Raw genomic sequence first — 12,530 nt, 5'->3', positions numbered from 1 at the left:
GGAGGATTTTTATGTTAACAAATCGCACAAAAGCTTTTTGGTTATTACTTGCACCCGCGTTATTGGCGCTAGCGATCGTCTTGTTCATTCCGCTACTGACAGGTGGCTATTATTCCCTGACCAACTGGAATGGCAATACGGTGGGTGAATTCGTTGGGTTCGAAAACTATCTTCGCGCATTTAGTGACCAAGGATTTATCGACAGTTTACTGTTTACCGCGAAATTTTCATTTTTTAGTGTGCTTTTGATCAACGTCGTGGCGTTAGGACTCGCGATGTTCGTGACTCAAAAATTAGGCAGATGGACGACTTTTTTCCGTACGATCTTTTTTATGCCAAATCTGATCGGTGGGATCATCCTAGGATTTATTTGGCAGTTCATCTTTAATAAAGCATTTGAAAGTCTGGCAGCCATGACAGGTATCGAATTTTTTGCCGGTTGGTTGAACACGCCAGAAACGGGTTTTTGGGGACTGATTATTTTATTTGTTTGGCAAATGAGTGGGTACATGATGCTGATCTACATCTCATTTCTCAATAATATTCCAGAAGAGATTTTGGAAGCGGCGGATATGGATGGGGCGAATCCTCTGCAAGTCTTTTTCCGTATCAAATTACCGATGTTGATGCCGGCTTTCACCGTCACGTTGTTCTTGACGTTGTCCAACGCATTTAAAATCTATGATCAAAACTTAGCCCTGACACAAGGTGGCCCATTCAATTCCACACAAATGGTAGCGATGAACATCTACAATGAAGCATTTGGAATGCGAAAAATGGGGTATGCCCAAGCGAAAGCAGTGATTTTTCTCGTCATTATCGTGATCATCTCAGTGGTTCAAATCTCACTGACACGTAAAAAGGAGGTCAGCGCATGAAGCAATCAAATGTGAAACATTCACGACAGTTTAAGAAGACTTTGCTGATTTTTGGCGGGTTGTTGCTTGCTAGCTTGTGGTTTTATCCTTTTTTCTTGGTGGTGATCAATTCGTTCAAGACCAAAGCGGAGATTTTTCAAAACACGCTCACTTTACCAGCGGAACTGACACTGGAAAATTATATTGATTCATTTGCGCGCTTAGATTTTTTGAAAAGCGCAGCCAATTCATTATTGATAACGGTTGGGTCCTTAGTGTTGATCGTGTTCGTTTCTTCGATGGCGGCGTATGCCTTATCAAGAAATACGAGTCGTTTAAGTTCATTACTCTATTTTATTGTAGCGATTGGTTTATTGATTCCATTTCAAGGAATCATGATTCCTTTGATTTCACTTTTTGGGCAAGTCAGTATGTTGAATCAGCCTGGTTTGATGGTGATGTATCTAGGGTTAGCAACAAGTATGTCGACCTTTTTGTATTATGGTGCTTTAAGAGGTATTTCGAAATCATTAGATGAAGCGGCATTGATCGATGGGGCAAATACCTTCCAAATCTACTGGAAAGTCATTTTTCCTTTATTAAAACCTACGACGGTGACTGTGATCGTATTGAACGCTTTGTGGTTTTGGAATGACTATCTGTTGCCTTCATTAAGTATCAATAAAGCGGGCATGTACACGATCCCTTTACGAATGTTTTATTTCTTCGGCGAATTCAACAAGCAGTGGCACTTAGCACTGGCTGCGCTAGTGATCGTCGTTTTACCAATTATTATTTTATTTGTTGTCTTGCAAAAACATGTCGTAAAAGGCATTTCAGATGGCGCAGTGAAGTAGGAGGGAAAAAATGAAATTTACAAATGGCTATTGGTTGGCAAAAGAAGGGTTTCATCTTGAACACCCGAACCATGTATATGAGGCTCAAGTGGATGAGGAGAAGCTGACGCTGTACTTACCATATAAACCGATCCACACAAGAGGAGATACCTTGAATCTAGGGATGACAACGTTGACTTTTGAGTCACCAAGAGAAGATATCATCAAAGTACAACTGGTGCATCATGACAAAGCACAAACAGCTCCTCATTTTCATCTTAATAAGCAATCGCCTTCTGTCATGATCGATACAGAAAATGAGGAAACTTACATCTTAAAATCAGGTAAGCTAGAAGCACGAGTAACAAAAAATGCAGCGTTCCAAATTGATTTTCTCGCAGAGGGAAAGTGTTTGACGTCTTCTATGCCAAAAGCACAAGCAATGATTCAAAGCAGTGACGGTACGCAATATATGCGCGAACAGTTGTCACTAGACCCTTACGAATACGTCTATGGTTTAGGAGAACGATTCACCCCTTTTATCAAGAATGGACAAGTCGTTGATTGCTGGAATCAAGACGGTGGCACGGGGAGTGAACAGGCATATAAAAATATTCCTTTTTATTTAACGAATCAAGGCTATGGCGTGTTCGTCAATCATCCTGAAAAGGTATCATTTGAAGTCGGTTCGGAAAATGTCTCTCGGACACAATTCAGTGTCGCCGGTGAACGGCTGGAATACTATATCATCTATGGGCCAGATATGAAAACGATCCTAAAGAAATACACCGATTTAACTGGCAAACCTGCATTGCCTCCTGCATGGTCATTTGGGTTGTGGTTATCGACTTCCTTTACGACGGATTATCGCGAGGAAACAGTCATGCGATTTATTGAAGAAATGCAGACACGAGAGATTCCTTTTGATGTCTTCCATTTTGATTGTTTTTGGATGAAAGAATTTGAGTGGTGTGGTTTTGAATGGAATAATGAGCTATTCCCAGATCCCCAACAATTGATTGAAAAAATCCACCAGAAAGGGTTGAAAGTCTGTGTATGGATCAATCCTTACATCGGACAAAAAGCGGCGGCCTTTCAAGAGTGTAAAGAAAAAGGGTATTTCATCAAAGATACAAACGGTGAAGTATGGCAATGGGATCTTTGGCAAGCGGGTCAAGGGATCATTGACTTTACCAATCCAAAAGCTCGTGACTGGTACAAAGAACGGCTGAAGGAACTCATAGAAATCGGTGTCGATTCCTTCAAGACGGATTTTGGTGAACGCATACCAACTGATGTGAAGTATCACGATGGTTCTGATCCGAAAAAAATGCACAATTATTATGCGTATCTTTATAACGAAGTCGTCTTTGAATTATTAGCAGAATTACGTCCAGATGAAGCGGTCGTCTTTGCTCGTTCCGCTTCGGTCGGTTCACAAAAATTCCCAGTCCATTGGGGTGGTGATAATCTATCGGAATATCCATCTATGGCAGAATCATTAAGAGGTGGACTCTCATTTGTTTTATCCGGTTTCGGCTTTTGGAGTCATGATATCGGTGGGTTTGAAGAAAATGCTTCAGAAGACATCTATAAACGCTGGACTCAATTTGGACTGCTATCGACACATAGCCGTTATCATGGAAACATCGAATACCGTGTGCCATGGAACTTTGGCGAAGAAGCAGCCTTAGTCAGTCAACGATTTTCAAAATTAAAAAATCGCCTGATGCCTTATATTTATGAGCAAGCAATAGAAACAGCGCAAACAGGCATACCAATGATGCGCCCAGTGATGCTGGAATTTCCAGAAGATTACACGACGCATACGATCGATAAACAGTATATGCTTGGGGAACGTTTGTTGATTGCGCCGATTTTCAATGCGCAAGGGCAGGTCTCTTTTTATTTGCCAGATGGACGTTGGACGAATTATTTAGATAATCGGGTATATGAAGGACGACAATGGCACACACAGACCTATGATTATTTTAATCTACCGCTTATGGTTCGCCCTAATTCACTGATCATTGAAGGTTCCGTCGACATGACCGCTGCATATGATTATACAAAAGACTTGACCGTACACGTTTTTGAACTAACGGAAGAAGTGACACAGCGAGTGGTGGATCAACACGGGATGCCAGTTGGGGCGATCACCGTTACTCCTGAAGATGATAGCTATCAGATCAAAACAGAAGGGTTAATAAATGTTCAAGTAGTATTTAGAAATCGGCAAATACCAGGAGCAAACGATCATCCGCTGGGGTCTTCAATCGTCGTTGAACACTAGAAGAGTCGTTTGGCTCAGACGACAAAAAAGACGAAACTACAGCCTTACATCAACCAATGGGAGTCGGTAGAGAAAGTGTGGTTTCGTCTGTTTTGTCTAGCCATCAATGGTGGATCAGGAATGAATGGGAAACCCCGCGGAAGAAAATTATTCTCCCATCACCATGACGTGACATGTTCGGTTTCTTACACGATTTTGATCAAAGTCTACGAAGTAAATATAGCCAACAGAACCGATCTCTAATTTTCCTTCGCTCAAAATAAAGCTTTCGCTTGCGCCGAAAAAGGAAGAGCGGATGTGAGCATCGCCATTTAAAATCGTCGCAGGGTCCGTTGGATAATTAGGATCGTCGAGGCTCATCAGAAATTCCAAATGCTTCGGTCCTGGATAACGGTAATTCGTATTTTCAGATAGTTCTCGCGGGATGATTTTATCCAAGATACGATTTAAATCTACTTGAAGAAACTCATCACCATTAAAATCGGTATCGTGCATATACTCTTCAAAAATCACCGAGCAAGTGGTGTGGGGCGATTGGACTAAACAAATACCATTCTTGATCTGGCTTTTCTCAACGATTGCTTTGACTTGTTCGGTAATATTATGATAAGACACGCGATTACCGTTTGAAGTTAAAGTTAATTGGTCTTTTGCAAATTTCATCTATTTGAACTCCTTTTTCAATTCCGCTACTTTATGGATCATATCCGTCAACGTTTGGGCAGGATCATCAGCTGCCACGATACCGCTTGTTCCCCCAGTACCATCTGCACCAGATAATAACGCTTTTTCTACGTCTTCCACCGTAGAGATTCCCGCAGCTTGTAAGATTTGGATCGTTGGATTGATCGCACGAACCGCATCATTGGTTGCTTTCATATAAGAGAGATCACTGGATTGCCCCGTTCCAATCAATTCTGTCGGCTCACAGACCATCACGTCAGGATCAAGCGTTGCTACTGCTTGCGCTTCTGCAATGGAATCTGCACAGACGATCGTCAGGATACCTAGTTCATCTGCACGTTTTACGGCTTTCGTCAGTTCGTTGACGGTCATTGGGTGTTCCGCATGATTTAAAAATGTAGCGGTCACTCCAACTTCAGCCACTGCTTCAGGAAGGATATATCCCATGCCACGTCCTACTTGAAGTCCGTCTAAATGTTGGACAGTAATGAATAAATGATTCGTTTCGTTTTTGATCCGTGCAGCATCAACATGCTGAACAGTGAATAAGATGTCGATATCGTGCGTGCCAGATAGCTCATCGGCTACTTTAGCTAAAGCAAGTGCTTGGTCGCCGTATAAATAAGCTTTTGGATTAACCACAAAGAATGGGGCACGTAAGGTTCTTTTTTGCATAATTACCCTCCTTTATTCATGAGAAGCTGTGTGGAAGACATTGAAATAATGTTCCAAAGTTTCAGCAATCGCATCATTTGCATCATGGATCAAGTCAAAGTAATTTTCTGGTTGCTCTTTACGGATCTTATCCATGGCTGCTGTGATAAAGTCAGTAAAGATATTGATTTTACGAATCCCATTCAGCGCACACTTCTCAAGGTTTTCATCGCCAGAAGAAGAGCCGCCGTGTAAAACTAAAGGAATAGCCAAAGCATCATAAATCTGTTGCAAGACAGCGAAGTTGATTTTTGGGGTTCCTGTGTAGTGTCCATGTGCGGTACCGATCGATACTGCCAATGAATCCACCCCAGTTGCTTCTGCAAATTTCACTGCTTCGCTAAACTCTGTGTAGATGGAATCACTCTCTTCTGATTCTAAGCTATCACCAGCACCGACATGGCCGATTTCTGCCTCCACAACGACACCAAAAGGATGCGCATAATCAGCGATTGCTTTCGAGCGGCGAACGTTCTCTTCAAATGAATCTTCGGATACGTCGATCATGACAGAAGTAAACCCTAGATCGATTGCTTGCTTGATGATTTCTTCGTCTTGACCATGGTCTAAATGCAAAGCGACAGGAGAAGTACTTTGTTCTGCTAAGAATTTACCGATCAAAGCAGCTTCCTCTAGTGACATCATGTCCATATGTGATTGGGCAAACGCGAGAATCAATGGTTTTTTTAAACGCTCGGCTGTTTTAACGTACGTTCTTGCGCTATCTAAATCGAAGAAATTGGCAGCAGGGATCGCATAATTGTTTTTATCCGCCTGTTCAAATAATTCTTTTGTAGTAACCAGCATGTGGATTCTCCTTTATTCGTTGATTTTCTTCTCGATTTCAGCATACATCGCTTCGGTACCGATACCTGTCAATAAAGGCAGACCCATGATCACACGATCTTTGATTGAATCTGGGACAACTGTCGTGCTGACAACAATATCGTATTCATCGATTTTATTCATTTCATCCGCTACTTTTGATTGATACAATTTCACTTGATCAGTTAGTCCTTTTTCTTTCAACCATTCTTTCACTTTATTCGTTACAACAGTCGAAGTTGCGACACCTGTGCCACACATGATCAATAATTTTTTCATCCTAGTTTCCTCCTATTCAGCTGCTTTAGCTGCTTGTTTTTTGGGTAAAATTTTGTTGACGTAAATCAAGCCGATCAGAACAACTGCGCCGATGATCGCTAAACCACCCCAGCTTAAAACTTTTGTTAAGCCGACATACATCCAAGTTGTCCAGAGGCCACCTTCTGCCATTGCAGTGATCGTTGAGCTTCCTTGTAAATCAAAGTTTGCTGAACGAGCAGCTGTTGTTACTAGCGGAGCAACCCAAGAAGTAATGTAAAGAATACTTACCATGTAGACTGTTCCAGCAATCACTGTTCGAATGATGTTTCCTGCAAAGACAGCCGCCATCAAACAGATCAAGAAAGGAATCGTTGCTAAATCGCCAAAAGGTAAGGTCGTATTTCCTGGTAGAATGACTGCCAATAAAATAGTGATCGGCACGAGCAATAAGGAAGAAGAAAGCACAGCTGGATGACCGACAGATAATGCCGCATCCATTCCGATATAAAGTTCTCTTCCTGGGAAACGTTTTTTAACAAATTCATTCGCAGCTTCTGATATCGGCGTAAGCCCTTCCATTAATAAAGCAACCATTTTAGGCATGATCACCATAACGGCACCTGTTTGAACCGCCAATTGACCTGTACCAGCGACATCATAACCAGCCAAAATCCCCATCACTAAACCAATCAAGAAGCCCATTACGGTTGAATCACCGAAAACCCCAAATTTCTTTTGAATCGTTTCAGGGTCAGCTTTCCAATCTCTCAATCCTGGTATACGATCAAAAATCCAATTCATTGGTAATGCAAAGACAAATCCCGGAGCAGCTGTTCCATGTGGGAAAGTAATATTCGGGAATCCATAAAATTTATTGATGATCGGTCCTAGGATATCGCCCATCAAAAGAATCATCATCAAGTAGATCACAGTTGCAGCGATCCCCATAGCGAAGTCACCAGTCAAAACAAAAATAAGAGATGAAATAAATGCAGCATGCCAGATATTCCAAATATCGACATTCAATACTTTCGTCAAGCCGAGTAAAATAAGAACGACATTCAACACCACACCAATTGGAATGGCTAGACTTCCCAAGATCGTTCCATAAGAAATCGCCGCTGCGGCTGGCCAACCGACATCGATCGTAGTCAAGTTCAACCCTAAACGCTCGACCATATGTTGTGCCGCTGGTCCTAAGCTATTTCCTAGTAAGTCGATCACTAAATTCAATCCGACAAAGCCAACACCAACTGTCAATGCTGAAGTAAATGCTTTTCCTGGCTTTGTGCCTAAAATGATCCCAAAAATAAAGATCAAGATAGGAAGAACAACGATCGAACCTAAATCAACAAACCACTGTAATGCATCTAACATAAATTTTCCTCCTTATTGCAAGCCGTATTTTTTTATGATCGTTAGATATTCTGTTTCTGTAGTGAGTGTTAAGAGTTCCTCTAAAACACTAGGTTTTTGGAACATCTCAATCAATTGTTGCAACATCTCTAATTGTTCATGTGGTTCTTTCAAAGCAAGCATGAATAATAGCGAAACGTTTATTTCTTTGTCATTTGTGCCCATTTCAATAAACGATAAAGGCTTTTTAAGCGACATGAACGCTACTTGAGATTCATTGACATACTGACTATCTGTATGTGGAATCGCGACGCCAATCCCGTTGATCGCTAAGCCTGTTGGAAATACTTCTTCACGGCGGATGATATTTTGATAGAAATCATCCGTGACACATTGTTTTTTTCGTAGTTCTTCTGATAATTTTTGCAATGCCTCTTCTTTTGTTTCAAATGATTGATTCAATAATGCAAGTTGATGATCAAAAAACAAGCTCATTCCCTCCTCGTAAAAGTCTGTGATAAAGTTCATCTGGCGTTTGACTCGCTACAATCCACTGGATTTCCTCTGAGGAATTGAATAAGTCATAAATGGAAGCAATCAATTCTTTTGCTTCGCTCATATTTTCTTCGGCGATCGCTAATAAGACGATCAATTGGATTTTCGTATCTCCCCAAGCAATCGGGGAAGCAAGTGTGACGAATGCCAATTTTGTTTCTTTCACTGTATGCGGATCAGCATGAGGGATCGCAACCCCTGTTTTTAATCCGGTACTACCTAATTCTTCTCGATCAAATAAAGAGCGTTTGAAACTGTGCGTCACTAAATCTTTTTCAAGATAATCATCAGCTAAAAAAGACAAGATTGCTTCTTTTGTAGAAAAAGGCTTTTGTATATAAATGAAAGCTGGATCAAGGTATTTTTTTAGTAAAGTGGGTGATTGATATTTTTTTGAATGGAATTTTTTTTCGTTTTCGTTCAAATTAGAGATCTTCGCTGAAATGTTGGTGATCTCCTCTGTGGTGGGTAGAGCAGATACGTACATAACAGGTGTTTCTATTTCTTCTAAAGGAATCGTTGAAATAATCAGATCAACCATTTCTAAAGAGGTGTGGGGCAGTCTATTCGATTGAATGATTTCTAAAACGGTATTTGCTGAGATCGTCTGTTTGATTCGATTGAAAATCAATTCGGACGTAGCAAGCCCAGAACGGCACACGATGAGAATATGATTCGTCATCTTCCGCTTTTCAAAAGCCAATTGGAAATGGATCGTAAGAAAAGAGACTTCATCTTCCGTTAAAGAGCAGTGGAACTCTTTTTCTAATTCACCAATCGCATACTTGGTCAATGTGAACATCGTCGAATATTGTGTTTTGATACTTTTAAGCAAAGGATTCTTGATCAACATCCCCGTTTTCAGACGATGGATCATCGGGACGATATGTGAGAGCAAGGCTTGAAACAACAGTTCATCTTGAGTCAAATCGATTTTCAATAAAGTCGACATTTTGCCAATAATCTGTTTAGTAGAAACTGTGATCACTGAATCGGGTTTATCCGTGCTTTGAACATAAGGCTCGATTCCATGCGCAAGTAAAAGCGAGCAGATATATTGGATATCTGATTCCTGTAACGAAATTGCCAAGTAGTCATTGACCATTTCAGCAAATGAGCGCGCGATCATATAGAGCTTCATCCGTTTTAGTTCATCAAAGACTAGCTGTTCTTGTTTTTCGATGTGATGATCTAAAAGAAGCCTAGATAAAAAAATCTGTAAGGATAAAGATAATGATTCCACAAAATAATTATTGATTTGTCGTCCGGTTTGCTGGATCATCCCAGAGATGAACGCCTCCGTCAGTTCGATGATTCGCTCATCAAATAAAGAGGGGATGGAAGTATGTTGACTTCCTTCTGTTTCCATATATGGTTCTAAGAATGACTTGAACACATGTTGTTGCACCGATTCATCTGCGAGCAATTGCAAGCCATTTGACGTTACCTTTCCTGTGATCTGCTTGGCTTGGCAAAATCTCACGATGTCATCGACATCATTTTTGATCGACTGTTGACTCACGAAAAAATATTCAGCAAACTCTTGATAGCGCATGGCTTTTTTTGAAAATAGATAGTTTCCAAATATGAACAAGCGACGATACTCTGGCGAATATTCATCAAGAATGAGTTGCTCATACACCAAAAGACAGCGTGCTTTTTGTTTTGCTGATTCATTACCTTCCAAACGAATCCCTTTACGTGGCAACTTAGTAATCGTAGTGCCTGTTTCTTTTATTTTTTCTTCCAAACTTGTTAAGTCGTTGTAGACAGTCTTAGGAGAGACATACAACTGTTTTTGGAAAAAAGCTGCTGGTTGATACTTCTGCTGTTCTAAAAGTAGACGGAGCAACAGCTTTTCCCTTTTACTTAAAATCATCAAACCCACCTCCGGAAGCGCTTCCTTAAATCTATCTTAATGAAACTTTGTTATGTAGTAAATGATAACTAATTACCACATTAATGTGGTAGTCCTTGGTATAACAATGTTTTGTCCATTTCAATGGACAGTTTATAAGGTGGGAAAAGTAATGATAAAAAATGAATATAATCCATATTTAATTTTTTGCGGTGAGAAGGTAAGTGAGGGTTCTAAAATAGTATATACACAATATAGATGACTTATTTAAAATAAAAGTAAGCAAACGAAACAAGCCACCAAAAAAAGAAATAGGCAATCCCTTTTGTTTTAGTAGCTTGTTATTGAAAAAATTTTTTTAGTACATTTCAGGATGACAGAAAAATGAGTTATAGGGTTCAATTATCCTTATTTTCGACTAGGTGAAAAATGGATAATATTTGAATAATCATCAAGATAGTGTAAGTATCCTTTCAAAGTGCCATCAAAGATTGCTTGATAAATGACTTCACTTAACTTGAATTCGAGCACCTTTGCCTCAAGCTCATGGACGATTATGACCCCAAAAAGGTATTTTCTGACTAATATGGGAAATCATCGGCAGAAAATGATATAAGTGATGTATATCTATTTGTGAAGAAGTGAAATAGTTAGTCTATGTAAAACATCTATTTTGGAGTTGATACGAACATGAAAATCATACTAAGCAATATATTAAGAAACGTGATACTTGCGTTATATGCGAGTGTAATGGCTATTGGCATCGCAAAAATATTGTCAAAACAAGAGTTAGTTATATTGCACCCAAGTACTATCGGATTGATTTTAGGATTAGCTACATTAGGTGAAGAAAGTATTAATCAAAAACTTGGCAAACTCAAAGTATTTTTACTAATGTTTCTTATGTCATATACATTTGATAAGACATTGGAATACCTGGATAGTATAAAAATCAGTGTACCACTTCATGAGTATCTATGGATCATGTCCGTCGCTTCTTTAGGGGTTTGTTTTTATTATTTAAGGCATTACTTTGTAAAAAAGGTATAAAGATAGAGTAAAAGAGCGTTCTTAGTTAAAATGTTTCTCTTCTTTTAGTTTAGAAAACAAAGTTCCGTAAATTTTTTTGAACTTTAAAAAATAAAATTTTTAAGAGCTATGTGTCACTAAAAACGAATTAAGGAGTATCACATTATGGCGAGTAACTTTTATACAAAAAATCCACAATTTGATTATTTAGATTATATGAGTGAATTACAAAAACTAAAGAAAAAGAAATTTGTTGAAAAGCTATTTACAGAAGCACTAGAAGATCCTCATCATTTTTTAGTTAAAATTAGAGCTCTTGGTTTAGAAATTAATGAGTATTCATGTTTGAATCAAACAAATCCATATCTAGATAAATACAATTTGTTTCTAAGTCAATGTACAGATAAAAAAATAAAAGAAAAGATAGGAAGACATTTAAAACAAGTTAATCAGTTACAAAATTTATTTATAGAGTCTAATAATTCTATAAATAAAGAACTTAGAGAAACGATTATAAATAATAAACATATTTTAGTTGTTTTTATTATTTTTTTAGAAAGTCAATTGAGTTTATTAAGAGAGCAAAATAATTTGGATATCAGTCTTGAAAAAAGAGTGAATTCTTATGATAGTTACATATCTAGTTCCGGAAATATTTTAAGATACTTACTCCACAATATTTTAGTAGAAGAGCAATGCGGAATACATCGAATTTTTTCTGAAAAAGATTTATTGTGGAATGTAAAAGTATATTCTAAATATCAAGATAGGGATAATTTAATGGATGCATTTGAGTATTGGAAATACTCAGATATAAAAATAGAAAAAAATAATAATAAAACAAGTATTGATTTTTTAGATGAAGATTTTAATAGGGCTGTTTTGGTCTCCAATTTTAGATATAAAAGATTTATGACTAGTATTGAATTAGATATTTTAAATTATAAATTAGAAAAGGACCAACGCAGTATCGAGGGAGCGATTGATGAAGAATTATCAACTTTTTTGTCAGAAGAACTTTGTCGAAGATATATTGGTCAGGAAAATTTAGATAAAAAAATTTATGACATTGAAATCAGAAAATGGATAGATGGTATTTATTTTTTACAACATGAGTCTATTTTATATTTTAATAAAAAAAAGAATAGAGATATTTATTCGTACAGAATTTATGTATTGTAAAATCAGAGTTTGATTGGATCAAAAGATTATCTCAGTTTTCTTCAAATATAACGAATAAAGAAGCAAAAATTATAATAGAG

At 38.3% G+C, this 12,530-nt stretch carries 12 protein-coding genes; 5 read left to right on the top strand and 7 right to left on the bottom strand.

Annotation, left to right across the window (positions count from 1 at the left end; all coding sequences use genetic code 11):
• Positions 1 to 11 precede the first annotated feature (11 nt).
• Genes JZO83_RS06235 through yicI form a run of 3 tightly spaced genes read left to right on the top strand, consistent with a single transcriptional unit; the run spans position 12 to position 3,986 of the window.
• Complete coding sequence (locus JZO83_RS06235; RefSeq protein ID WP_207115261.1) at positions 12 to 878, top strand: sugar ABC transporter permease; 867 nt, start codon at positions 12 to 14, stop codon at positions 876 to 878.
• Positions 875 to 1,714, top strand: coding sequence for a carbohydrate ABC transporter permease (locus JZO83_RS06230; RefSeq protein WP_207115260.1), 840 nt, complete (start codon positions 875 to 877; stop codon positions 1,712 to 1,714). The genes JZO83_RS06235 and JZO83_RS06230 overlap by 4 nt, the downstream gene beginning before the upstream one ends.
• Positions 1,715 to 1,724: 10 nt before the next feature.
• Positions 1,725 to 3,986: an alpha-xylosidase gene (yicI, locus tag JZO83_RS06225; protein ID WP_207115259.1), complete on the top strand. Its 2,262-nt coding sequence runs from the start codon at positions 1,725 to 1,727 to the stop codon at positions 3,984 to 3,986.
• A gap of 147 nt (positions 3,987 to 4,133) precedes the next feature.
• Here yicI and JZO83_RS06220 read toward each other — a convergent pair whose 3' ends face one another.
• The 7 genes from JZO83_RS06220 to JZO83_RS06190 are packed head-to-tail and all read right to left on the bottom strand — an operon-like array spanning position 4,134 to position 10,260.
• Positions 4,134 to 4,649 carry a YjbQ family protein gene (locus JZO83_RS06220; protein ID WP_206854698.1) on the bottom strand — a complete coding sequence of 172 codons (516 nt, stop codon included), beginning with the start codon at positions 4,647 to 4,649 and terminating at the stop codon, positions 4,134 to 4,136.
• Entirely contained in the window at positions 4,650 to 5,345 is a 696-nt protein-coding gene (locus JZO83_RS06215) for a triose-phosphate isomerase (protein ID WP_206854697.1), read from the bottom strand.
• A gap of 12 nt (positions 5,346 to 5,357) precedes the next feature.
• On the bottom strand, positions 5,358 to 6,191 hold the full coding sequence (locus JZO83_RS06210) for a class II fructose-bisphosphate aldolase (protein WP_207115258.1): 834 nt from the start codon (positions 6,189 to 6,191) through the stop codon (positions 5,358 to 5,360).
• 12 nt (positions 6,192 to 6,203) lie between these two features.
• The gene (locus JZO83_RS06205; protein ID WP_206854693.1) at positions 6,204 to 6,488 is read right to left on the bottom strand and encodes a PTS sugar transporter subunit IIB; all 285 of its coding nucleotides are present in this window, start codon (positions 6,486 to 6,488) and stop codon (positions 6,204 to 6,206) included.
• A 12-nt stretch (positions 6,489 to 6,500) separates the two neighbouring features.
• Positions 6,501 to 7,847, bottom strand: coding sequence for a PTS transporter subunit IIC (locus JZO83_RS06200; protein ID WP_207115257.1), 1,347 nt, complete (start codon positions 7,845 to 7,847; stop codon positions 6,501 to 6,503).
• Between the two features lie 12 nt (positions 7,848 to 7,859).
• Positions 7,860 to 8,315, bottom strand: a complete 456-nt coding sequence (locus JZO83_RS06195; RefSeq protein WP_207115256.1) for a PTS sugar transporter subunit IIA — start codon at positions 8,313 to 8,315, stop codon at positions 7,860 to 7,862.
• Entirely contained in the window at positions 8,305 to 10,260 is a 1,956-nt protein-coding gene (locus JZO83_RS06190; RefSeq protein WP_207115255.1) for a PRD domain-containing protein, read from the bottom strand. The genes JZO83_RS06195 and JZO83_RS06190 overlap by 11 nt, the downstream gene beginning before the upstream one ends.
• 669 nt (positions 10,261 to 10,929) lie before the next feature.
• Here JZO83_RS06190 and JZO83_RS06185 point away from each other — a divergent pair.
• Positions 10,930 to 11,289 carry a hypothetical protein gene (locus JZO83_RS06185; protein WP_207115254.1) on the top strand — a complete coding sequence of 120 codons (360 nt, stop codon included), beginning with the start codon at positions 10,930 to 10,932 and terminating at the stop codon, positions 11,287 to 11,289.
• Positions 11,290 to 11,433: 144 nt separating this feature from the next.
• A complete protein-coding gene (locus tag JZO83_RS14390; protein ID WP_242542469.1) occupies positions 11,434 to 12,450 on the top strand; it encodes a hypothetical protein in 1,017 nt (338 codons plus the stop codon).
• The last annotated feature ends 80 nt before the right edge of the window (positions 12,451 to 12,530 follow it).

The organism is Enterococcus sp. DIV1298c, assembly GCF_017316315.1.
GTDB classification, from domain to species: Bacteria; Bacillota; Bacilli; order Lactobacillales; family Enterococcaceae; genus Enterococcus_B; species Enterococcus_B mangumiae.
This window is presented reverse-complemented; position numbering and strand designations above follow the sequence as displayed.